This is a genomic window from Siculibacillus lacustris, assembly GCF_004328075.1.
Taxonomy (GTDB): Bacteria; Pseudomonadota; Alphaproteobacteria; order Rhizobiales; family Ancalomicrobiaceae; genus Siculibacillus; species Siculibacillus lacustris.
In genome coordinates this window covers 69,303-90,594 of sequence record NZ_SJFN01000012.1, presented here as the reverse complement: position 1 = coordinate 90,594, position 21,292 = coordinate 69,303, and the positions used below count along the sequence as shown (strand labels likewise).

General features: G+C 71.2%; 19 protein-coding genes. 7 read left to right on the top strand and 12 right to left on the bottom strand.

Going from position 1 to position 21,292, the window contains the following annotated elements; all coding sequences use genetic code 11:
* Positions 1–37 precede the first annotated feature (37 nt).
* Positions 38–271, top strand: coding sequence for a LysR substrate-binding domain-containing protein (locus tag EYW49_RS09970; protein WP_131309063.1), 234 nt, complete (start codon positions 38–40; stop codon positions 269–271).
* On the opposite strand, the gene EYW49_RS09965 is transcribed toward EYW49_RS09970, so the two are convergent.
* From EYW49_RS09965 to phnA, 6 genes are read right to left on the bottom strand one after another with little or no spacing between them, the layout of a single operon-like run.
* Positions 247–1,947: a dipeptide ABC transporter ATP-binding protein gene (locus EYW49_RS09965; protein ID WP_131309060.1), complete on the bottom strand. Its 1,701-nt coding sequence runs from the start codon at positions 1,945–1,947 to the stop codon at positions 247–249. The two genes, EYW49_RS09970 and EYW49_RS09965, sit on opposite strands and share 25 nt — an antisense overlap.
* Positions 1,944–2,855 carry an ABC transporter permease gene (locus tag EYW49_RS09960; protein ID WP_131309057.1) on the bottom strand — a complete coding sequence of 304 codons (912 nt, stop codon included), beginning with the start codon at positions 2,853–2,855 and terminating at the stop codon, positions 1,944–1,946. Before EYW49_RS09960 ends, EYW49_RS09965 begins: the two co-directional genes overlap by 4 nt.
* A complete protein-coding gene (locus EYW49_RS09955; RefSeq protein ID WP_206365438.1) occupies positions 2,852–3,709 on the bottom strand; it encodes an ABC transporter permease in 858 nt (285 codons plus the stop codon). The genes EYW49_RS09960 and EYW49_RS09955 overlap by 4 nt, the downstream gene beginning before the upstream one ends.
* A 38-nt stretch (positions 3,710–3,747) precedes the next feature.
* Positions 3,748–5,295: an ABC transporter substrate-binding protein gene (locus EYW49_RS09950; protein WP_131309052.1), complete on the bottom strand. Its 1,548-nt coding sequence runs from the start codon at positions 5,293–5,295 to the stop codon at positions 3,748–3,750.
* Positions 5,295–6,593 carry an alkaline phosphatase family protein gene (locus tag EYW49_RS09945; RefSeq protein WP_206365437.1) on the bottom strand — a complete coding sequence of 433 codons (1,299 nt, stop codon included), beginning with the start codon at positions 6,591–6,593 and terminating at the stop codon, positions 5,295–5,297. Before EYW49_RS09945 ends, EYW49_RS09950 begins: the two co-directional genes overlap by 1 nt.
* Positions 6,590–7,852: a phosphonoacetate hydrolase gene (gene phnA / locus EYW49_RS09940; RefSeq protein ID WP_131309049.1), complete on the bottom strand. Its 1,263-nt coding sequence runs from the start codon at positions 7,850–7,852 to the stop codon at positions 6,590–6,592. Before phnA ends, EYW49_RS09945 begins: the two co-directional genes overlap by 4 nt.
* 163 nt (positions 7,853–8,015) lie before the next feature.
* On the opposite strand from phnA, the gene EYW49_RS09935 reads away from it, so the two are divergent.
* Positions 8,016–8,918, top strand: coding sequence for a LysR substrate-binding domain-containing protein (locus EYW49_RS09935; RefSeq protein WP_131309047.1), 903 nt, complete (start codon positions 8,016–8,018; stop codon positions 8,916–8,918).
* A gap of 189 nt (positions 8,919–9,107) precedes the next feature.
* On the opposite strand, the gene EYW49_RS09930 is transcribed toward EYW49_RS09935, so the two are convergent.
* The 5 genes from EYW49_RS09930 to EYW49_RS09910 form a co-directional block, all read right to left on the bottom strand.
* Complete coding sequence (locus tag EYW49_RS09930) at positions 9,108–10,643, bottom strand: tripartite tricarboxylate transporter permease (RefSeq protein WP_131309044.1); 1,536 nt, start codon at positions 10,641–10,643, stop codon at positions 9,108–9,110.
* Between the two features lie 23 nt (positions 10,644–10,666).
* Positions 10,667–11,221 carry a tripartite tricarboxylate transporter TctB family protein gene (locus tag EYW49_RS09925; RefSeq protein ID WP_131309041.1) on the bottom strand — a complete coding sequence of 185 codons (555 nt, stop codon included), beginning with the start codon at positions 11,219–11,221 and terminating at the stop codon, positions 10,667–10,669.
* 97 nt (positions 11,222–11,318) lie between these two features.
* A complete protein-coding gene (locus tag EYW49_RS09920) occupies positions 11,319–12,365 on the bottom strand; it encodes a Bug family tripartite tricarboxylate transporter substrate binding protein (protein ID WP_131309038.1) in 1,047 nt (348 codons plus the stop codon).
* Between the two features lie 51 nt (positions 12,366–12,416).
* Positions 12,417–13,586 carry a Gfo/Idh/MocA family protein gene (locus EYW49_RS09915; RefSeq protein ID WP_131309156.1) on the bottom strand — a complete coding sequence of 390 codons (1,170 nt, stop codon included), beginning with the start codon at positions 13,584–13,586 and terminating at the stop codon, positions 12,417–12,419.
* A gap of 16 nt (positions 13,587–13,602) precedes the next feature.
* Positions 13,603–14,637, bottom strand: coding sequence for a LacI family DNA-binding transcriptional regulator (locus EYW49_RS09910; RefSeq protein ID WP_131309035.1), 1,035 nt, complete (start codon positions 14,635–14,637; stop codon positions 13,603–13,605).
* A gap of 469 nt (positions 14,638–15,106) precedes the next feature.
* Between EYW49_RS09910 and EYW49_RS09900 the strand changes: the two genes are divergently transcribed.
* From EYW49_RS09900 to EYW49_RS09890, 3 genes are all read left to right on the top strand, one after another.
* Complete coding sequence (locus tag EYW49_RS09900) at positions 15,107–16,198, top strand: helix-turn-helix transcriptional regulator (RefSeq protein ID WP_131309029.1); 1,092 nt, start codon at positions 15,107–15,109, stop codon at positions 16,196–16,198.
* 171 nt (positions 16,199–16,369) lie between these two features.
* Positions 16,370–17,881 (top strand): diguanylate cyclase domain-containing protein, encoded by a 1,512-nt coding sequence (locus EYW49_RS09895; protein ID WP_165498199.1) that lies wholly within the window; start codon positions 16,370–16,372, stop codon positions 17,879–17,881.
* On the top strand, positions 17,871–19,235 hold the full coding sequence (locus EYW49_RS09890; RefSeq protein WP_165498198.1) for a flavin monoamine oxidase family protein: 1,365 nt from the start codon (positions 17,871–17,873) through the stop codon (positions 19,233–19,235). The genes EYW49_RS09895 and EYW49_RS09890 overlap by 11 nt, the downstream gene beginning before the upstream one ends.
* Before the next feature lie 43 nt (positions 19,236–19,278).
* On the opposite strand, the gene EYW49_RS09885 is transcribed toward EYW49_RS09890, so the two are convergent.
* Positions 19,279–19,737 (bottom strand): DUF3617 domain-containing protein, encoded by a 459-nt coding sequence (locus EYW49_RS09885; protein ID WP_131309020.1) that lies wholly within the window; start codon positions 19,735–19,737, stop codon positions 19,279–19,281.
* 218 nt (positions 19,738–19,955) lie between these two features.
* On the opposite strand from EYW49_RS09885, the gene EYW49_RS09880 reads away from it, so the two are divergent.
* A complete protein-coding gene (locus tag EYW49_RS09880; RefSeq protein WP_131309015.1) occupies positions 19,956–20,807 on the top strand; it encodes an FkbM family methyltransferase in 852 nt (283 codons plus the stop codon).
* Between the two features lie 180 nt (positions 20,808–20,987).
* Positions 20,988–21,149 carry a Flp family type IVb pilin gene (locus EYW49_RS09875; RefSeq protein ID WP_131309012.1) on the top strand — a complete coding sequence of 54 codons (162 nt, stop codon included), beginning with the start codon at positions 20,988–20,990 and terminating at the stop codon, positions 21,147–21,149.
* Positions 21,150–21,292 lie beyond the last annotated feature (143 nt).

The window sequence follows — 21,292 nt, the reverse complement described above, 5'->3', positions numbered from 1 at the left end:
GTGTCGAAGGACAGGCCGATGGCGACCTCGCCGTTGCCTGACCCTGGAGAGCCGCGAGGCGATGAAGGAGGCGGTGGCCGCCGGCCTCGGCCTCGGCTACGTGCTCGACCACGAGCTCGGCCACGACCCGCGCCTGCGCGCCTTACCGATCACCGGCGCCGCCCTGCGCGCCACCGAATATCTGGTGACCACCGAGGCGATCGCTGCGATCGGATCGGTGCGCGAATTCATCGCCCTGGCGCGGAGTCACTTCGCCGGATCGGACGGCTGATCGGCGCGCCGACCCGCCTCGACCAGCCGTCGCGCCGCCACGCTCGCCGGCGCGACGAGCACCCGGTCGGCGGGCCCGTGCTCGACCAGACGGCCGTCGGCGAGCACCGCGATCTCGTCGGCGATCCACCGCACCACCTCGAGATCGTGGCCGACGAACATCAGCGCGAAGCCCCGCTCCGCCTGGAGCCGGCGCAGCAGATCGAGGATCTCGGCGCCGACCGTCGCGTCGAGCGCCGAGACCACCTCGTCGCACACCAGGAGATCCGGCTCGCTGAGCAGCGCCCGGGCGATCGCCACCCGCTGGCGCTGACCGCCGGACAGCGCATGCGGATGGCGCAGGCGCAGGTCCGGATCGAGGCCGACCCAGCCGAGCGCTTCGGCCACCCGCTCCGGCCGCGCGCGGCGCGGACCGATGTGGAGGAGGTCGAGCGGCTCACGCATCGCCGTGGCGATGGTGTGACGCGGGTTGAGCGCCCCGTGCGGGTTCTGGAAGACGATCTGCACCCGGCGCCGCAGCGCCCGCGGCAGCGCGAAGCGATGGGCGGCGAGCGAGGTGCCGAACAGCCGGACGTCGCCGGAAATCGGCGTTTTGAGCCCGGCGACGATCGCCGCCAGCGTGCTCTTGCCCGACCCGGATTCGCCGATCACCCCGAGCGACCGCCCGGCGGTGAGCGTCAACGACACCTCGCGCAGCGCCGGCGACGGCCGATCGAGGAAGCGGCGCGGCGGATAGTCGAAGCCGACGCCCGCGATCTCCAGGACGGGCGTCCCCGCGCTCCGGCGCGGCGCCGGCGGCCGTTCGAGCATCTCGCGGACCGCGACCAGCGCCCGGGTGTGCGGGTGGCGCGGGGTGGTGAAGATCGTGCGCGGTGCGCCGAAATCGACCACCCGGCCGTGGCGCATCACCATGATCTCGTGACCGAGGCGGCGCGCGGCGGCGAGATCGTGGGTGATGAACAGGATCGCCATGCCGAAGCGCGCCTGCAGCCGCGCCAGCAGGGCGAGAATCTCGGCCTGGACGCTGGCGTCCAACGCACTGGTCGGCTCGTCGGCGATCAGCAGCCGCGGTTCGGCGGCGAGCGCCATGGCCAGCATGATGCGCTGCTGCTGGCCACCCGACAGCTCGTGCGGCAGGCGCCGGCGCAAGCTCTCCGGCGTCGGCAGTTCGACCGCCGCCATCAGCGCCAGCGAGCGCTCCCGTCGGACCACCGGATCGACGACGCCGCGCCGCCACAGCGCCTCCTCGATCTGCGCCCCGACCGTCATGAACGGATTGAGGCAGCTCATCGGGTCCTGGAACACCATGGCCAGCGCCGTGCCGCGGAAGGCCCGCATCGCGCCGTCGTCGGCGTGCGGCAGGCGGCGACCGTCGAGCTCGATGCGGGTCTCCGCCGAGACCGTGACGTCGGGCGGCAACAGCCCCATGATCGCCGCCGCGGTCATCGATTTGCCCGAGCCCGATTGGCCGATCAGCGCCAGCGTCCGCCCGGCGCCGATCGAGAAGGTCACGCCGGCGACGAGGTCGCGCCCCCCCGTGCGGATGCCGAGATCGTGCACCTCGAGCACCGGTACGGCGCGCGGATCGCCGGGCGTCCGGTCGCTCGCCGCGGCCGACGGCGCCCGGTGGCCGGCGGCGTCGATCGGCGCGTCTCGCAGCTCGGTGGTCGCGGTCATCGGGTCACCCTCGGATCGATCAGCCGATGCAGCGCATCGACCAGCGTGTTGATCGCCACCAGCGCCACGGCGACGACGGTCACCGCGGCGAGCACCACCGGCAGATCGCGACCGTGCACGGCGTTGAGCATCAGGCTGCCGATGCCGGGCAGGCCGAACAGGATCTCCATGGTCAGCGTGCCGGCGACGAGGCCCGACAGCACCAGCCCGGACAGCACCAGGGCGATCGGCGCGGCGACCGGCAGAACGTGGACGAGCGCGATCCGCCAGGGCGACAGGCCCTTGGCACGGGCGGTGCGCACATGCGGCAGCATCACCGCCTCGGCGAGATCCTCACGCACCAGCTTGACGATCTGCCCGGCATTGTCGAGGCCGATGATCAGGATCGGCAGCACCAGACTGCCGATCACCGGCAGCCAGCCGAGCCACAGCGAGAACACGATGATCCCGACCACCCCGGCGCAGAAGGTCGGCACCGCGATCGACCACACGTTGAGGGCGTCGATCACCGCGTCGAGGACCCGCGAGCGCAGGCTGGTCGCGGCGATCGCCAGGCCGAAGGCGAGACCGATGCCGACCCCGAAACTGCCGAGCGCCAGTTCGAGGGTGACCGGCGCGGCATGGACCAGCATCTCGGCGACGGGGCGGTCGAACCGCACCGAGCGGCCGAAGTCGCCGCCGAGCGCCTGGGCGCCCCAATCGACGAACTGCGCGATCACCGGCCGATCGAGGCCGAGGGCGGCGCGCAACTCGGCCTGTTGGGCGTCGGTCAGCCCGCCTTCGAGGCCGAGCACGTCGACCACGTCGCCCGGCATCACCCGGCACAGGAAGAAGGCCACCGCGACGATGGCGAGCGCCCGCGCGAGACCGGCGGCGAGCGCCGTGACGACCGGCAGGAGACGTCTCATGACAGGGCTCCTTCGCCGGCGAGGATCGCTGCGGAGGGTTCCGCCGGCGCGACCGCGGCGCGGGTCGGATCGAGCGCCCGCCGCAGCCGCCCGCCGAGGATCGACAGCGCGGTGGTCAGCACCACCAGCGCGACGATCGGCGCCAGGATGGCGTGCGGCGCCTTCTCGATGAAGCGGCTGGCGTCGGCGATCATCCGCCCCCAGGTCGGCTCGTCGGGCGACGACCCGAGGCCGAGGAAGCTCAGGACCGATTCCGTGACGATGCAGCGCGGCAGCACGATCGCGGCTTGGGTCACCAGGGTGCCGGCGAGATTGGGCAGGATGTGGTGGACGAGGACGTGCAGCCGGCCGCCGCCGAAACTCGCCGCGGCGGCGACATAGTCGCGCGCCGCCTCGCGGGCGTGCGCCGTGCGCACCACCAGCGCCACCAGCGGCGCGTAGGAGAGGCCGAGGGCGATCACCACCGGCGCCATGCCGCTGCCCAGCGCGACGATCAGCAGCACCCCGAGCAGGGTCGCCGGCAGAGCGCGGACGAGGTCGATCACCGCGAACCACAGCGTCTCGGTGAGCCGTCCGAAGACGATCGCCGCGAGCCCGACCCCGGCACCGAGCGCGAAGGCGAGCAACGTCCCGAGGGTACCGACCATCAGCGTGGTCCGCGCCCCCCACAGCAGGCGGGCGAGGATGTCGCGGCCGAGCACGTCGGTGCCGAGCAGGTGTTCCGCCGACGGCCCGCGGTTGAGCCCGCCGAGATCCTGGTCGAGCGGCGACAGGTCGGTGAGCCAGGGCGCCGCGACCGCCCCGAGGACGATCGCGCCGACCACGACCAGCGCCGCCGCCGTGCCGGGCGCCATCCGGCGCCCGCCCCCCGACGCCATCGTCCCCGCCGGGCTCATGCCGCGACCAGGGCGGCGCGCGCCACCCCGCCGCTCGCCCAATGGCAGGCCCAGGTGAAGCCGGGCTCGTAGCCCTGCACCGTCTTGGCGACCGCGACGAGGTCCGGTGCATGGCCGAGCACCACGAAATAGACTTTCTCGGCGACCCGCCGGGTGGCATCGAGATAGATCGCCTTGCGCCGGGCGAGATCGGGCTCTTCGACCGCCGCGGTGATCGTCCGGTCGAGCTCGGCGTCCTGGATGCCGCCCCACAGCACCGGGTTCGGGCCGTCGGTCATCAGCCGCACCCAGCGCAGGAACAGGTCGGCGCGCGGCCCCGACGACATGGCGTTCATGTCCCAGTCGTATTGGCCGAGCCGCTTCTGCGCGCCGATGTCGTCGAGCGCCACGTGGTTGACCTTGAAGCCGAGCTTGCGGACCATTTGCACGACGATCTGCGGATAGGGCCCGACCCACGAGACGAACTCGATGGTGTGGTCCTCCGGCTTGACCCGGGCCTCCGCCAGCAGCGCCTTGGCCTTGGCGAGATCGGGCTTGGCGAAGGGATCGGCGTCGTGCAGGGCCTGGTCGAAATAGACGTTGCCGGGCGCCACCAACTGATTGGTGACCACCCCCTCGGCACCGCCGACGAACTTCATGATCGCCGCCTTGTCGACCGCCAGCGCGATGGCGCTGCGCACCCGCGGATCGTCGAAGGGCGGGCGCGGCTTGCGGTTGTTGAAGGCGATCGAGAACCAGGCGGTGTCCTTCAGCGCCTTGATGTCGACCTTGCCGGAGGCGACCAGCGCCTCGACCGTGTCGCGCTCGACGTTGGCGACATGCAGATCGCCGGCCCGGAGCGCCAGGGCCTTGTCGGTGCCGTCGCCGAGATCGAATTCGATCGCCGAAAGATGCGGCTCGCCGCTGCGCCAATAATTGCGATAGGCCGGGGCGGTGAGCTTCACCTTGGGCACCCAGGTGCCGAAGGTGAAGGGACCGGTGCCGATCGGCGTCTTGATCGTCTCGGCCCAGCCGTCCGACTTCGGCGACAGGATCCACAGTTCGGAGAACAGGTTGAGAAGCGGCGCGTAGGGCTTGGAAAGACTCAGCGTCACCACGTTCGGCCCGTCGGCGGCGGCACCGTCGACGAGCTTCATCGCGGACGCCAACCACCCACCCTTCACCTTGCTCTTCACTCGCTCGATGTTGGCGACGACGTCGGCCGCGGTCAGCGGATCGCCGTTGTGGAAGGTCACGCCGGGCCGCAGCTCGAAGCGGTAATTGCGCCCGTCGGGCGACACCGTGAAGCGCTCGGCCAGGAACGGCTCGACCGATCCGTCGGCGGCGATCGAGGTCAGCGCCTCGACGTAGCACTGCTGCACGGCGATCGAGCCGGTGTGGCGATGCGGATCGGAGGTGTCGAGGCCGAGGGTGGCATAGCGCAGCACGCCGCCGGCCGTCGGGGTCGCGGCGAAGCCGCTGCGGCCGGCGAGCGCGGCGACGCCGAGACCGGCGGCGGAGGCGAGCAGCCCGCGGCGGCTGAGGGACAAGGACGAACGGGGCATCACGAGATCCTCGAAGCTGGGACGGTCTGGAGCGGACGTCCGTCCATTCCGTCGGGAGACAGGCCGAGATGGCTGAGAATCGTCGGCGCGATGTCGACGATCGACGTCGGCGCGTCGACGGTGGCGCCGGGCGCGAAGCCCGCCCCGTCGACGATCAGAAACGGTGATTGCTCATGGGTGCCGAGGCCGCCGTGCTGACCGACGCCGAGCCGATCGGACTTGCCGGCGAGCGGTTTCACCGCCCGCGACCGGCCCGGCACGCCGGCGGCGTTGGGCACGTCGCTCTGCGCCAGCGACACCGCGAAGGCGAGATGGCCGGCCTCCGCGATGCCGAATTCGGCGAAGCTCTGCGGTTCGATCACCCGCCCCGCCCAGGGGCGCCCGGCGAGGAAGCGCCCGATCGCCGGCCGGCGTGTCGCGAACGCCGGATCGACGTAGATCAGCGCCGCCGTGCCGTTCGGCGCCACCACCACGTCGGACGAGTCGGCCCCGTCCTTCAGCCCGGCGGCGATCAGTTCGGCTTCGACGTCGACGACCTCGTCGACCGTCTCGTGTCCATGGTCGGAGCCGACCACCAGCAGGATCTCTTCGCCCGCCGCCCGCAGCGCGGCGACCGCCGCGATCACCCGGCCGGCCAGCGCATCGGCGGCGGCGAGCGCCGCGCGATGGGTCGCCCCGCCGAGCCCGCTGCCGTGCTGGGTCTTGTCGGGCTCGCACAGCCACAGCGTCGCGAGGGACGGCCGGCGGCTCTTCAGCACCTCGTCGATGAAGCGCTCGGTGGCCGCGGCATCGCCCGCCCCGTCGCCGGTGATCGCCAGCGCCTCGGCGCCGTCGATCGCCACCCGGCCGGGACCGTAGGAGCCGGCGCGGTGGTAGACCGAACCGAAGCCGTCGGGGTCGAGCATGTAGGCCGCCCCCGGCGAGACGTTTGAGATCGCCACCGCGCCGCCATGGGGCCCGAGCCGTTCGGCCAGCGTCGGCCGGTCGAGGACACGGCCGGTCAGGCGGCGCTTGGTGTCGACGAACTCCGGCGGGCCGACGTCGTGGACCGCCAGCCGTCCGTCCTCGACCAGCGCCACCGCATTGCCGGCGAGTCCGTGGCCGGACGGCCGGCAGCCGGTGGCGATCGACGCCGCCGACACCCGGGTGACCGAGGGAAACACCCCGCGATGGCTGGCGAACCACGTGGCGCGGCGGCGCAACGCGGCGAGATGCGGCGTCGACCGATCGTCGACGAAGTCGCGCCGCAGCCCGTCGAGGATGACGATCACGGCGCGGCGAGCCCGAGGTGCGGTCACGATGCGATCTCCCCGGCGGCGGGACAGTTGAGGGCGAAGTCGAAGACGTCCCAGTTGGCGAGCGGACCGGCGCGGCGCGGCTCGGGCGCCGGCGGATGCGACAGGACGAAGGGCACCGGCGTCTCGGCGAGGCCGCCGTGCGAGCGCAATCGCGCCCCGGCGAGATCATCGAGACGGTGATCGCCGCGGTGCATGCCGAGCGCCACGCCCTTGACCGCCACCACCGCGACGTCGCCTTCGCGCGCCATCGGCAGATCGAAGCGGCGGCAGGCCTCCTCGCGGGTGAGCGCCATCCACACCCCCGGCAGCCCGGCGACATGGTCGCGGACCGCTTCGACGTCGGCACCCGCGGCAAGGTGGATGCGCACGAAGCCGCCGAGCGCGCCGTGGTGGCGCACGAAGGGATCGGTGATCGGGCAGATCACCCGGGCGTGGCCCACCCCGAACCGGGCGTCGAGCAGATCGCCGAGATAGACGACGTTCGGCCGACCGTCGGCGAGCGCCAGATCGGTCATGCCGTGATCGGCGGTGACTCCGACCACCGCGCCGAGATCGAGCAGCCGCCCGATCCGGGCATCGACCGCGGCGAGAAAGGCGTCGGCCTCCGGCGCTCCCGGCGCATGGGCGTGCTGGACGTAGTCCGACAGCGACAGATAGGCGACCCGAGCGCGGCCGCGCGCCACCAGATCGATCCCCGCATCGAGCACGAACAGCGACAACTCGGCCGAATAGGGATCGGGCAGCGCCCGCCCGCCGAGCGCCTCGGCGGCGGTGAGACCGTGCTCGCCGACCGTCGCGGTGTCGGCGCATTCCGCCGAGAAGGCGATGCCGGAGCGCCCCGCGCCGGCGAGCCCCAGGCCGAGCACCCGACGCAGCTTGTCCTTGGCGGTCACCGCCGCCACCGCCACCCCGGCCTCGCCGAGGCCGGCGAGAATGGTCGGCGCGGCGATCGGCCCGGCGTCGGTCATCATCACGTCGCGGCCGGTCTCGCGGTCGAACCAGTAATTGCCGGAGATGCCGTGGACCCGCGGCGGCGCGCCGCAGACGATCGACACGTTGTTGGGATTGGTGAAGCTCGGCATCGCCGACGTCGCCGTGGCGGCAAAGCCCCCGGCCATCATACGCACGAGGCGCGGCATCAGGCCGCGCGGTGCGGCGTCGGCGAGATAGGACGGGTCGAAGCCGTCGAAACAGATCACCACCACCGGTCGCTGCGGTATTCGATAACCGCGGCCATTGACTTCGATCGTCGCCGTCATGCGTCGAACTCCGAACCGCACGACGTGTCACGAGACTGATACGTTCAGGCTCTATGATCTCGCGCTTTATTTTGGTTTACTTCATACACGGATCATATTCGCTCTTGATCGCGAAGAAAAACGATATTAAATACGTCATATGTGAGTTTTCGGCACAAACGACATGACGCGAGAACTTCCCTCCTTCCGATCGCTGCGCGCCCTCGAGGCGGTCGTGCGCCAGGGCAACGTGGTGCGCGCCGCGGAAGACCTCGGCGTCACTCCCGGGGCGCTGAGCAAACACCTGTCGCAGCTCGCCCGCGATCTCGGCGTCGCGCTGTTCGAGCCCGGCCATCGGCTGGTGCCGACCGAGGCGGCGCAGGACCTCGCGGCGGCGGTCGGGGCGGCGATCGGCCTGCTGCGCCGCGCCTGCGACGACGTCACCACGGCGCGCGGCCGCGGCGTGCTGACGGTGACCGCCAACGCCAGCCTCGCCATGCACTGGCTGGTGCCGCGGGTGCTCGCCGCCCAGACCGCGATCGGCGGGCGCCAGATCCGGGTCCATGCGGTCCATTCCACCGACGACTGGCGGCAATTGCCGTTCGATCTGGCGATCCGCCGCGGCGGCGCGGTGCCGCCCGGCTTCGCCGGCCGGGTGCTCGGGCGCGAACGCCTGACGCTGCTCGCGGCGCCGGGCCGCGCCGCGCGCCTCGTCGCCGGCGGGCTCGCCGCCCTCGCCGGCGAGACCTTGCTGATCGCCCGCACCCGCATCGGCGAAGTCGAGGCCTGGACGTCGGCCGCCCGCGTGCCGGCGCCGCCGACCCTCCGCTCGCTGCCGCATTTCTATCTGGCGATCGAAGCCGCGCTCGCCGATCAGGGGGTGATCGTCGGCCCGCCGTGGCTGGCCACCGACGTCCACCACGACCGCCTGATCATGCCCTTTCCCGAGATCGTCGCCCTCGGCACGCCGCTGGTCGGGATCTGGGACCCGACCCGCGGCGACGGCCCGACGCTGGCCCTGCTGCTCGACTGGATCGCCGCCGAGATGAACCTGGCGCCGACGGGCGTGCCGACCGCGATCGCCTGAGCCCGCCCGCACAAGGTGGTCGGCGGGCCGATGCCGGCGTGGCGGCGGTAGATCCGCCCGAAGGCCCGGTCGGAGCCGGTCGGGACCTGGGACCAGATGTTCTCGGGCGCGCCTTCCCCCGGCACATCGGATCGGTTCGGGCGGGCCTCCCCCGACCCAATTCAGGCCGAATCCCTCGGCCTCCCGCGCTCAGCCGTCCGCGACGGGGCGGCGGCTCAGCAGGCGGCGGACCGGCCGGCCGAGCGCCCGCAGCCCCGCCTTGAAGGCCGGGACGTAGAGCAGCAGCGTGAAGATCGTCGCGGCCGCCAGCACCATCGAGATCGGCCGGGTGAAGAACGGCTCGATCGCCCCGTCGGAGAGCACCAGACCGCGCCGCAGGTTCTTGTCGAGGATCCCGCCGAGCACCAGTCCGAGCACGAAGGGCGCCATCTGGTAGCCCTTGCCGCGCAGGAAGAAGGCGACGATGCCGATCACCAACATGGCGTAGACGTCGAACAGCCGCGACGCCGTGGCGAAGGCGCCGATGGTGCACAGCACGAAGATGATCGGCATCAGGATGGTGCGCTTGACCCGCAGCACCAGGAGCAGCGGTTTGACCAGGAACAGGCCGAACACCAGGATCGAGAACATCGCCAGCGTGGTCATCGCCACCACGTCGTAGACGAATTCGGGGTGCTCGATCATCATCATCGGCCCCGGCTGGATGCCGTGCAGGATCATCGCCGCCATCAGCACCGCCGACGGCGCCGAGCCGGGGATGCCGAGCGCCAGGCAGGGGATGATGTGCCCGGGGATCGACGCCATGTCGCCGGTCTCCGCCGCCATCAACCCGTCGATCGAGCCCTTGCCGAACTCCTCCGGCTTCTTGCTCACCGCCTTGGCCGCGGCATAGGACATCCACGCGCCGGCGTCCTCGCCGACCCCCGGCATCAGGCCGGTGAACACCCCGATCAGGCCGGAGCGCACCACCGTCGGCCAGTGCTCGACCACTTCGCGGAAGCGCGGCAGCACCGAATCCTTGAGCTCGACCAGCTTCGGTTCCTTCGGCCGGGCGAGCGTGGTGAGGATCTCGGCGAAACCGAAGGCCCCGACCAGCGCCGGGATCAGGGCGATGCCGCCGGACAACTGGTCCCACTCGAAGGTGAAACGGTCGTGGGCATAGAGCCCGTCCTGACCGATCTGCGCGACGAACAGGCCGAGCAGGCCCATCAGCCAACCTTTGAGCGGATCGTCGCCGACCAGGGTGCCCGACATGGTGACGCCGAACAGCGCCAGCCAGAAGAACTCGAACGAGCCGAACGACAGCGCCACGTTGCCGAGCACCGGGGTGAAGGCCGCCAGACACAGCACGCCGATCAGCGTCGAGGTGAAGGCCCCCGAGGTGGCGATGCCGATCGCCCGTCCCGCCTCGCCGCGCAGCGCCAGGGCGTGGCCGTCGGCGCAGGAGGCGGCATTGGCCGCGGTGCCGGGAATGTTGAGCAGGATCGCGGTGCGCGAACCGCCGTAGAGCGTACCGACATAGGAGCACACCAGGATCAGGATCGCGTCGTTGGCCGGCAGCTTGATGGTCATCGTCGTCAAGAGCGCGATGCACAGCGTCGCCGACAGGCCGGGCAGACAGCCGACGATGATGCCGACCAGGGCGCCGCCCAATCCGAACAGGATCGACAGCGGGTTGAGGAAGCTCAGATAGGCGTGGCCGAGTTGGGCGAGTCCGGTGAGCATGGCGGGTCTCCGCGCGGGCGCATTCAGGGGAGATGGACGAGGAAGACCTCTTGGAACAGCGCCGTCACCGCCCCGCCGGTGGCGAGCCCGATGACCGCGGCCTTCAGCATCGCGGCAGGGGTCGGTCGACGGCCGATCCGTCCCTCCCCGCTCCGCTCCAGCGCCAGCACGGCGACCGTCACGAAGATCGCCGCGGCGGCCCAGAACGGCAGACCGCGACCGACCAGCCCCACGTCGAAGGCGGCGCACAGGCCGATCACCAGCAGCGTGCGGCCGGGCGCGATGGCTTCCCTCCCCGCCGCCGCGAAGCGTTGGCGCAAGCCCCCGGCGAGGAGGCCGCGCAGCGCCAGCATCGACCCGAAGAACAGCATCAGGATCGACAACAGCCCCGGCAGCAGGCCGGGGATGGTGTAGGGGTTGATGTCCTGATCGGCGAGGCGATCCATCCGGATCGAGGCGACCAGGATGGCGACGGCGAGCCCCATCCAGGCGACGCCGCCCCACAGGTCGGCATGCGGCGAGCGATGCGGCGTCTCCGCCGGCGGCGCGACGGCCGCGGCATCGGGGACTTCGGTCATGGCGGCGATCCTTTCGACGTCTGCGCGGGACCGGCGGCCACGGCCGCCGGCCGAGGGGAGCGGAAGCGCGAGCCGCGCCCCGCTCTCCGAGCGACCCTCAGGGCCGCGGAATGCCGACGGTGTCGGGCGACACCTTGGCCTTGCCGCTGTCGAACAGCGACCAGGCATTGGCCTGGACCGCCGGGAAGGCCACGGCCTGGGCCGCCTCGCCGGTCGACGGCGCGAACAGCGCGCCGCGCTTCTGGGCGAAGGCCTGGAGCGCCTCGCTCTTGGCGATCTGCTCGGCCCACAGCCGGGTCAGGGTCTCGGTCACCTCGGCCGGCACGCCCTTGGGCACGAAGATGCCGTAGTAGGACAGCGGCGCCTTGAAGCCGGGCAACGTGTCGCTCAGCGCCGGGATGCGGCCGAAGCCTTCGAGATCGAGCGGCTTGTCGCCGACCGCGGCGAGCGGGCGGATCATCTTGCCGCGGATCAGGTCGGCCTGCTCGCTGGCGAGCTGGGTGGTGGCATCGACCTCGCCGGCGGTCGCCGCGACCACCGCCGGATTGCCGCCGTCATAGGCGACGTGGCGATAGGTGACCCCGGCGGCGGCGGCGATGGTGTCCATCGCGGCATGGCCGGACGAGGTCAGACCGGCGGTCGACACCTTCACCGCGCCGGGCTTGGCCTTCATCGCGGCGATCAGCTCGGCCGCGGACTTGGCCTCCGACTTGGCCGGCACCGACAGCACCGGCACGTTGGCGACGCACAGGAACAGGTTCCAGTCGGCGACCCGGGTCTTGACCGAGCCGAGCGTCTCGTAGGTGCCGAGATCCTGCACCGCGCCGCCGGTCCACACATAGCCGTCGCGCGCCGCGTCGAGCGCGCTCTTGGTGCCGATCGCCCCGGAGGCGCCAGGCTGGTTGATCACCACGATGGTCTGGCCGAGCGACTTCTCGAGCTCGGAGGCGACCACCCGCAGCACCTGGTCGGTGGCACCGCCGGCCGCCCACGGCACGATCAGATTGATCGGCCGGGTCGGCTTCCAGTCGGCGGCGGCAGCCGGCCCACCGGCCCACGGAACCACCGCGAGGAGGGTCGCGGCGAGAACCGCACGGCGGGTGAACTCGGCTGCACTTCCAGAGACATGCGTGAGGTGTTTCATGTTTCGTCTCCCTGACGTGGTGTTCTTGGTGCCGGCCCGTGGCGGGACGGTTCACAGCGCGACGCGTCGTCCCTCCTCGGCCGACCAGTAGCCGGCGTAGTGGACGCGGATGGTGTCGAAGGCCAGATCGAGCCCGGCGAGCGGCTGCCGGCCGGTCGCCACGCATTCCATGAAGTCCTGGATTTCCTGGCGATAGCCGCGCGTCCACTCCTCCTCGAGGCAGACGAACTGCCAGCCGGTCTTGCGATCGACCTTCTCGGTGATGTAGACGCCGGCGAGCTTGGCCTCGTCGGTCTGGTAGCTGACGAGATGGTCGTTGGGCGCGATGTTGGCGAGGAGCGCGCCGCCGGTGGTGAAGGTCTCGACCAGATTGCGCACCCCGCCGAGGATCATGTCGCCGGCGAACACCGTGCTCTTGGTGCCGTCGGTGAAGGTGGTGGTCAGCACGCCCCAGTCCTCGACGTCTTCGGGCGTGGCGTGGAGATGGCCGCGATCGGGCGAGCCGGGCAGAGGGGTGAGTTGACCGGTGTCGCAGACCACGCTGGCGATCCCGATGGTCTCGCCGCGCGCCGCCGCCTCGACCTGCTTGAGGTGCAGCGTGGCGGACAACGGATGGCAGCCCTGGCGGATCAGCGCGCCGCCGCCGGTCATGTCCCAGCGCGCGGCATGGGCCGCATGCGAGCCCGAATGGCTCTCCTCGCCCTTCATGAACAGGATCTTGTCGCGGGTGGCGGTGAGGATCTCGGCGGTCTTGACCACCGCCGGGGCATAGACCCAGTCCTCGGCGTAGCAGAACAGCCGGCCGGTCTCGCGGATCGCCGCCCGCGCCGTCTCCATCTCCGCCATCACCCGCTCGTACATCACCGCCTTGGGCACCGCGCGCCCGATCGGCGTGGCGTCGCCCGGGCGGCCGAAATAGCCGGAGAACGGCTTCTCGCAGATCACGTGCTTGCCGGCCCGCATCACCGCGACGACCATCTCGACGTGCAGCGCCGGCGGCGTGCACAGATCGATGACGTCGATCTCCGGATCGTCGAGCAGGCTGCGCCAATCGCGGGTGGTGTGGGGAATGCCGAAGCGGCGGGCGAAGTCCTCGACCGCGTCGCCGCGGGCGGCCACCGCCTTGACCTCGACCTCGAGCCCGTAGACCCGGGCGTAGGCGTGCATGTGGAGTTCGGCGACGAAGCCCGCACCGACCAGCCCCACGGTGACTTTCTGCATCATGCGGTTCCCATCCTCATGGCACGCGGGGCGGCGCGATCGATCCGCCCGGCAGGAAGGTGTTGGCGAGGAGCAGGGCCGGCGCCACGTGAGCGGGCGTCTCGACCTTCTTCAACAGCAGTTCGGCGGCGCGCCTGCCCATCTCGCCCTCGGGGCGCTCGATGCAGGCGAGCGACGGCCGCACCAGATCGCGCCATTCCGGCGTGCCGATCAGCACGATCGACAGATCCTCCGGCCAGCGCCGGCCCTGGCGGCCGAGCTCGCCGAGGATGCCCTTGGCCAGTTCGTGATGGTGGCCGATCACCAGGGCGGTGACGTCGAGCCCGGCGAGGCGCTCGCCGACCTGGCGGCCGCCGGCGAGGGTGAGGTCGTCGATCAGCACCCAGGCGGGATCGGGCACCACGTCGACCTCGGCCAGCGCGGCGCGATAACCCTCGATGCGATCGTGGATGTTGGCGATCGGCGAATTCCAGCCGGCATAGGCGATGCGGCGATGGCCGGCGGCGATCAACTGCCGGGTCGCGAGCAGGCCGGCGCCGAAGTTGTCGTGGCCGACGAAATCGGTCGACGGAATGTCGGCGCCGATCGAGCGCTCGAGGATCACCGTCGGCACGCCGTGACGGGCGAGCAGCTCCAGGTTTTCGGGTCGCGACAGGGCCGGGGCGATGATGCAACCGTCGATCTGCTGGGCGATCAGCCGCTCGAGGATGCTGCGCTCCTGGGCCGGATCCTCGTCGCTGTTGCCGGTGATCACCACCGAGCCGGCGTCGCGCATCACCGCCTCCACCTCGACGCAGATGCGGGTGAAGAAGTTGTTGCCGAACTGCGGGACCAGCACGGCGATCAGCCCGCGCTGCATGCCCTTCAGCGCCCGCGCCGCGGCGTTGCCGACGTAGCCGAGGTCGCGCGCCGCCGTCCACACCGCCTCGCGCAGCTCCTTGCGCATCGCCCGGTCCTTGCCGTTGAGGACATAGGAGACGGTGGCGATCGACGTACCGACGCGCTCGGCCACCTGGCGGATCGTCGCGGGTCTCTCGGGGCGAAGGGTCATGACCGTCGACCTTATTAAACGTTTACATAGACAAATCGGAGCGAAAACTCGACCACCATTCGCATTGTAAACGTTTACATATTTTGCACCGAACAAAAGCCGCTCGCCGGACACGTCATCGAAAGGAGGTTTCGGGAGTGATCGGGGCCGCTTCGGATCTGGCGTGACGATAGGAGCCGGTCGGGAGCCCTGTCAAGGGCGACGATGCCCGATGTCGCGTTGCGCGGAGATCCCCCCTCGCCCGGTCGCCGCGCCCGCCCCCCCCGCCACGACTCCCGCACCGAGCCCACCAGCCCCCGTTCCGAGGGCGCGTCGGGGAAAAGTGCAATTGCATACAGGTCGGTCGGCCACCTATACTCGCACCACTGATCGTCAGAACAGCAGATCCAGGAATCTCATGCGATCATGAATTGATGGTTTTGGTTTTTCTAACTCGCGTTGTGTATCTCGAAATTTGCCGGGTCCCCGCATGATCGACCTCGTATTCGACGATCTGATCGGCCGCATCTATGAAGCCGGCGCCGTTCCGGAACTCTGGAGCGCCCTGTTCGAGCACCTCCGAGCCGTCCTCAACGCCGAATTCGGCCTTCTCGTCACCGTCCGCCAGGGCGAACAGGCCTGGGTCGGCTGCGCCCGCGCCCGCGCGATCATGACCGACTATTTCGAACAGGGCTGGACCGAGCAGGACCCGCGCCGCACCGCCCTCCTGCGGTCGAAACGCGCCGGTTTCGTCCACGAACTGGACTTCTGGCCCGCCGAGATCCTGGGCACGCTTCCGGTCTATCGCGACTTCTACCATCCGCGCGGCATCGGCTGGGCGACCGCGACGATGATCGAGAGCCCGGATTCCGCGGTGACCATCTTCCATTTCGAGCGCACCCGGGCCCAGGGCCCATGGGATCGCCCGACCCTCGACCTGTTGGATCGCCTGCGCCCGCATCTCGCCCGCGCCGCCCTGCTCGCCGGCCGCGCCGGCGAAGGCCGTCATCGCGCTTCGCTCGACACTTTCGCCGCCTCGGGCATCGCCGCCGCGCTGCTCGGATCGGGCGGCCGCCTGATCGCCCTGAACGACGCCTTCCGCCCCCACCGGGCGCTGCTGCAGATCGGCCCCGGAGACCGGGTGGCGCTCGCCGATCGCTCGGCCAACGCCCTGTTCCTCGCCACCCTCGGCGCAGGCGACGGCGAACCGCGGTCGATTCCGCTGCGCGATGCCCATGGCAAGCCCGTGGCGGTTCTCCATCTCCTGCCGGTCCGGCGCTCGGCCCACGACGTCTTCGACGACGCCCGCACGATCCTGGTCCTGTCGGTGCTCGACGCCCGCGCCGGCGGCGACCCGACGCTGCTCAAGGGCCTCTACGATCTGACGCCGACCGAAGCGGTGATCGCCGCCGGCATCCACGGCGGCGCGACGCTCGAAGAGATCTCGCAAGCTGCGGGCATGAGCCGGGAGACCGCCCGCAGTCATCTCAAGCGGGTCTTCCACAAGACCGGAGTCTCGCGCCAAGCCGAGCTCGTGGCTCTCCTGGCGAGCGCCTCGACGCTCAAGATCCGTTCGTCCTGAACCGCGCTCCGGCGCGCGAATGACCGAAGACCGGGCGACGGCCCGGCGGAATCGACGTCGCAGCCGGAGCCGAGGCGCTGAAATCCGCCGATTTACCGAATGTTTCTCGGTCTGCGGCATGGTGGTCCCGAGGTCCGGCCGCGCGAGGTCGGTGCGGCGAGGCGAGGCCCGATGGCGATTCGACGTGTACGGCTCTTCGATCTGTCCGGCCTCGTCGCCCTGGCGACCACGGTGCTGATCGTCCTGGCGACCGGCGCCCTGGTCCACGTCGGGCGGATCGCCTCGGCCGAGGCCGACGCCCAGGCGGTGGCGAGCGAGCGCGCCCTGTTCGAGAACGTGCTGTCCGGCCGCTTCCGCCTGATGGCCCGCGACCAGCTGTCGCTCGCCCGCTGGGACCGCTCGGTCGCCAACGTCGTGCGCAAACTCGATCGGCGCTGGCTGCGCGACGAGTTCTTCGATCCGCTGTGGTCCGATTTCTCCTTTGCCGTCAATGTCGTGGTCGGCGCCGACGGCACCGTCCTGGCGTCGGCGCGCGGTGAATCGGTGGCCTTTCCGAGCCCCCGCCCGCCCCTCGACGGCGACCTCGCCCTGCTGCGCGCCCGCGCCGTCGAGCGCTTCATGAGCCATCGCATCGCCGTCGACGGCGGTTTCCGCCAGACCCACCTGCCCTCCGCCCGGGTCGCCGAACTCGCCACGTCCGGCTTCGTGGTGGTCGACGGCACGCCGGCGCTGGCCAGCGCCATGGCGATCGTGCCCGAGGACGACGGCGACACCACCCTCGCCGACGGTCCGCCGGTGATCCTGATCTCGGCCCGGCCGATCGACGCCGAGGTGGTCGCCGAACTCGGCGCCGAACTCGGCTTCACCGATCTCGGCTTCGGCCCGGAGCGTGCGAGCGCCGCCACGCTGCGACCGGTCCTGGCCCTCGACGGACGCCCGCTCGGCGGCTTCGCCTGGCGCGCCGACACTCCCGGCGATCGCATCTGGGCGCTGATCGTGCCGCTGATCGCCGCCGCCGCGGTGATCCTGAGCGGGGTCGGCGGGCTCCTGGTGCGTCACATCGGCGGCCTGTCGCGCCGCCTCGAGGCGAGCGAGGCGCACAATCGCCGGATCGCCCGCATCGACGCCCTCAGCGGCCTCGCCAATCGCCTGGAGATCGAGGAACGCCTCGCCGAGGCGGCGGCGCGCCTGCCCGCGGCGCCCTTCGCCTGGATCGCCTGCGACCTCGACCGCTTCAAGGCGGTCAACGACACCTGGGGCCATGCCGCCGGCGACACGGTGATCCGGGAGGTCGCCGCACGGCTGCGCGCGGCGGTCGGCCCGGCCGGGCTGGTCGGGCGCATCGGCGGCGACGAATTCGTGGTGCTGGTCACCGCCTGGCACGACCGGCCGCGGCTGGCGATCCTCGCCGGCGAGATCGTCGCCCGGGTGCGGGCGCCGATCGCCCTGGACGGCGGCGCCACGACCGACGTCGGCGTCAGCCTCGGGATCGCCCTGGCCGATGGGCCCGGCCTGTCGCCGGACGCCATCGCCGACGCCGCCGATGCCGCGCTCTACCGCGCCAAGGCCCGGGGTCGCGGCTGCGCGGTCTTCGCCCACGAAGGGCCCGATCCGGCCCCCGTCACGATCGACGCGCCCGACGCGGATCTCGCACCGACGGAAAGGGCGACCCATGTCGCGTGACCCGACCCGCCGCGCCCTCCTCGCCGCCGCCGCGCTCCTCGGCCTGCCGCCGCTCCTGCGGCCACGCGCCGCAAGCGCCGCGCCGGTACTGCGCCGGGTGATCGTCGTCGGCGCCGGGGTCGCAGGCCTGACCGCCGCCCGCCGCCTCGTCGACGGCGGCTGCTCCGTGGTGGTGCTCGAGGCCCGCGACCGCATCGGCGGCCGCCTCGCCACCGACCGCAGCCTCGGGGTCCCGATCGAGCGCGGCGCCGCCTGGATCCACGGCATCGATCGCAACCCCATCGCCGATCTCGCCCGCAGCGTCGGCGCCCGCTTGGTCCGCACCGACGACGACCGCCGCACCGTCCACCGCCCCGGCGGGCGGCCGATCCCCGAGGCCGAACTCGACCGCGCCGAGGACCGCTGGGACGCGCTGCTCGCGGCCATCGACGGCGAGCTCGACGAGAGCGAGGACGTTTCGCTGGCCGAGGCGATCCGCGCTCGCGATCCGACCTTCCTCGACGATCCGGTCAACGCCTGGACGGTCACCACCAAGACCGAGGACGACCTCGGCGCGGCGATCGAGGACGCCTCGGCCTATTGGTTCGACGAGGATCAGGCCCTGTCCGGCCCCGAAGTGCTGCTGCCCGACGGCTACGACGCGATCCTGGCGCCGCTGGCGCGCGGCCTCGATCTGCGCCTGAACCGGATCGTCACGCGTATCGAGCGCCGCGCCGACGGCGTGACGGTGACCACCGCCGACGAACGCTTCGAGGCCGACGCGGTGGTCTGCACCTTGCCGCTCGGGGTGCTGAAGGCCGGCGGCGTGACCTTCGCCCCGGCCCTGCCGCAGGCGGTACAGGCCGCCGTCGAGGCGATCGGCGTCGGCACCGTGACCAAGGCGGCGCTCGCCTTCGACCGGCGGTTCTGGCCGGAGGGCAACCATTTCCACGGCCATGTCGACGCCGAACGGGGGCGCTGGGCGTCGTTCCTCGATCTGTCGGCGGTGTCCGGGGCGCCGGTTCTGGTCGGCTTCGCCACCGGCCCCTATGCCCGCAAGGCCGACGCCATGACCGCGTCGAACGTCGGGGCAGACGTCGTCGCGGTGCTCGCCGACATGTTCGGCCCCGGGCTCCCGGCGCCGCGCGGCATCGTCGCCACCGCCTGGTCGCGCGATCCCTTCGCGCTCGGCGCCTATTCGCTGCCGAAAGTCGGGACCACGCCGAAGCATTATGCCGCCCTGGCGGCACCGATCGACGGCCGCCTGGTCCTGGCCGGCGAACACACCGACTTCCCCTGGCACGCCACCGTCCACGGCGCTCACCGCAGCGGCGAACGCGCCGCCCGCGCGATCCTCGGCCCGCCCGGCGGCTGAGGCGGACGCATCGGCCCCGCCGAGGCCCCGACCGGCCGGCCCGTCACTTCGTCGCCGGGCACTCCCCGATGCGCCGCTCCGTCTCGACGTTCACCAGGACGGTCTTGCCGTCGGTCACATGGTAGCTTCGGATGGTCAGCTGCGACCGAAAATCGCCGCTGTAGACCGCACGACTCTGGAAGAGCTCCCGGGGCGTCCGGCAGTCGGCCGTCGTGACATAGTCAGTGCCGCTGCGCGTCACCGTCGCGGTGGAACAGGATCCGAGCTTGGCGACCGCATCCGACATCTCCTTGGACATCTCGGCCGGCCGGCCGGCGGGCGAACGGCAATATCGGTAGGTGGATCGGAATTCCGGGGTCGCCCAGCGCTCGGTCCGGATCGAGGGGGTGGTCGAGCGGACTTCCCACAGACCCGGCTTCTGTTGCGGCAGCACGACGTCGTCGGCCCACCCCGCCGACGCCGAGAGAACGACCACGGCGACGGAGACTGCGACGCGCTTCATGACGTTTCCTCTCGGCGGTGGTCGATTCCGCTGGCCGAAGCCGCGCCTCGGGTCCCGGGACTCGCGGTGCAACCGGCGGATGTCGTCCCACAGGAGGGGCGATCGCGTTCGGACGATAGACGACGGTTCGCCGCAGGGTTGCGTCCGCCGGCCGGTTTGCGCGGCGTCGTCGACTCGGGCAAGGTCGCCGGCGATCCCGGGAGCCGAGAATCGACGCCATGAGCAATGTCCGCGACCTGTTGCGCCTCGCGCGCACGACCGAGATCGTCGACATCGGCGCCAACCCGATCGACGGCGATCCGCCCTACAAGCCGATGCTCGCCGCCGGATTGTGCCGGGTCACCGGCTTCGAGCCGCAACCCGAAGCGCTCGCCGCCCTCCTCGCCGCCAAGGGGCCGCACGAGCGCTACCTGCCGCACGCGGTCGGCGACGGCGGCACCCACGAGCTGAAGATCTGCCGCGCCTCGGGCCTGACCAGCCTCTACGAGCCCGATCCCGCCGCCTTCGCGCTGTTCGACGTGTTGAAACCCCTGTCGGAAGTGATCGAACGGGTCGAGATCGCCACCCGCCGCCTCGACGACATCGACGAGATCGAGCACCTCGATTTTCTCAAGATCGACATCCAGGGCGGCGAACTCGACGTCTTCCGCTCCGGCCGCCGCAAGCTCGCCGAAGCCGTGGCGATCCAGACCGAGGTGTCGTTCATGACCCTCTACCAGGGTCAACCGGCGATCGGCGAGATCGACGTCGAACTGCGCGCCCAGGGCTTCGTCCCGCACTGTTTTGCCGGCGTCAAACTGTGGCCGATCGCCCCTTGCGTGATCGGCGGCGACCCGCGCCGGCCGCTCAACCAGTTGCTCGAGGCCGATCTCGTCTATGTCCGCGATTTCGCCCACCCCGAAGGCCTCTCCGACGATCAGCTGAAGCATCTGGCGACCATCGCCCACCACTGCTACGCCTCGATCGACCTCGCCCTGCGCCTGATCCTGCTGCTCGAGCAGCGCGGCGCGGTGCCGCCCGGCACCCGCAAGGCCTATGTCGCGCTGGCCGCCGGCAAGCCGGCCGGCTGAATCGAGCGATCGCCGGCGCACGCGGGGGATCCGCCGAGCGACCGCGAATTTCCACCACTTCCGGATGCATTGCGCTCCGGAATTTCACTCTTCGTCAAGACGATGGCGCAATCCTCCAGATGCAACCTGACGGCGACTTCCGCGAAGTCGACCGTCGCTTTCCAGGAGGAATTTGCAGTCATGACTCTGTTGATCCGCCTCTTCCGCGACGACTCCGGCGCCACCGCGATCGAATATGGACTGATCGCCTCGCTGGTCGCTGTCGGCATCATCGGCGGCGCCGGCCTGCTCGGCACCAACCTCAACCTGACCTTCCAGAATCTCGCCGCCAACATGAAGTGACGGTCGTCGGCGTCCTGCCGTCACCGCGGCGGCCCGTCGGGTGGGCCGCCGTTCCCGAATCGGCCTCCGGACGAATGCGACCTCGACGATCTCGCGACTTGACGCGAGGTCCGCGGCACGGCTTGCTCGCGGGGTGCCCGCGC

Excerpts from the sequence above, each read along its gene's own strand:
- EYW49_RS09965 (WP_131309060.1), bottom strand. The coding sequence starts at position 1,947 with ATGACCGCGACCACCGAGCTGCGAGACGCGCCGATCGACGCCGCCGGC.
- EYW49_RS09960 (WP_131309057.1), bottom strand. The coding sequence starts at position 2,855 with ATGAGACGTCTCCTGCCGGTCGTCACGGCGCTCGCCGCCGGTCTCGCG.
- EYW49_RS09955 (WP_206365438.1), bottom strand. The coding sequence starts at position 3,709 with ATGGCGCCCGGCACGGCGGCGGCGCTGGTCGTGGTCGGCGCGATCGTC.
- EYW49_RS09950 (WP_131309052.1), bottom strand. The coding sequence starts at position 5,295 with ATGCCCCGTTCGTCCTTGTCCCTCAGCCGCCGCGGGCTGCTCGCCTCC.
- phnA (WP_131309049.1), bottom strand. The coding sequence starts at position 7,852 with ATGACGGCGACGATCGAAGTCAATGGCCGCGGTTATCGAATACCGCAG.
- EYW49_RS09935 (WP_131309047.1), top strand. The coding sequence starts at position 8,016 with ATGACGCGAGAACTTCCCTCCTTCCGATCGCTGCGCGCCCTCGAGGCG.
- EYW49_RS09930 (WP_131309044.1), bottom strand. The coding sequence starts at position 10,643 with ATGCTCACCGGACTCGCCCAACTCGGCCACGCCTATCTGAGCTTCCTC.
- EYW49_RS09925 (WP_131309041.1), bottom strand. The coding sequence starts at position 11,221 with ATGACCGAAGTCCCCGATGCCGCGGCCGTCGCGCCGCCGGCGGAGACG.
- EYW49_RS09920 (WP_131309038.1), bottom strand. The coding sequence starts at position 12,365 with ATGAAACACCTCACGCATGTCTCTGGAAGTGCAGCCGAGTTCACCCGC.
- EYW49_RS09915 (WP_131309156.1), bottom strand. The coding sequence starts at position 13,586 with ATGCAGAAAGTCACCGTGGGGCTGGTCGGTGCGGGCTTCGTCGCCGAA.
- EYW49_RS09910 (WP_131309035.1), bottom strand. The coding sequence starts at position 14,637 with ATGACCCTTCGCCCCGAGAGACCCGCGACGATCCGCCAGGTGGCCGAG.
- EYW49_RS09900 (WP_131309029.1), top strand. The coding sequence starts at position 15,107 with ATGATCGACCTCGTATTCGACGATCTGATCGGCCGCATCTATGAAGCC.
- EYW49_RS09895 (WP_165498199.1), top strand. The coding sequence starts at position 16,370 with ATGGCGATTCGACGTGTACGGCTCTTCGATCTGTCCGGCCTCGTCGCC.
- EYW49_RS09890 (WP_165498198.1), top strand. The coding sequence starts at position 17,871 with ATGTCGCGTGACCCGACCCGCCGCGCCCTCCTCGCCGCCGCCGCGCTC.
- EYW49_RS09885 (WP_131309020.1), bottom strand. The coding sequence starts at position 19,737 with ATGAAGCGCGTCGCAGTCTCCGTCGCCGTGGTCGTTCTCTCGGCGTCG.
- EYW49_RS09880 (WP_131309015.1), top strand. The coding sequence starts at position 19,956 with ATGAGCAATGTCCGCGACCTGTTGCGCCTCGCGCGCACGACCGAGATC.
- EYW49_RS09875 (WP_131309012.1), top strand. The coding sequence starts at position 20,988 with ATGACTCTGTTGATCCGCCTCTTCCGCGACGACTCCGGCGCCACCGCG.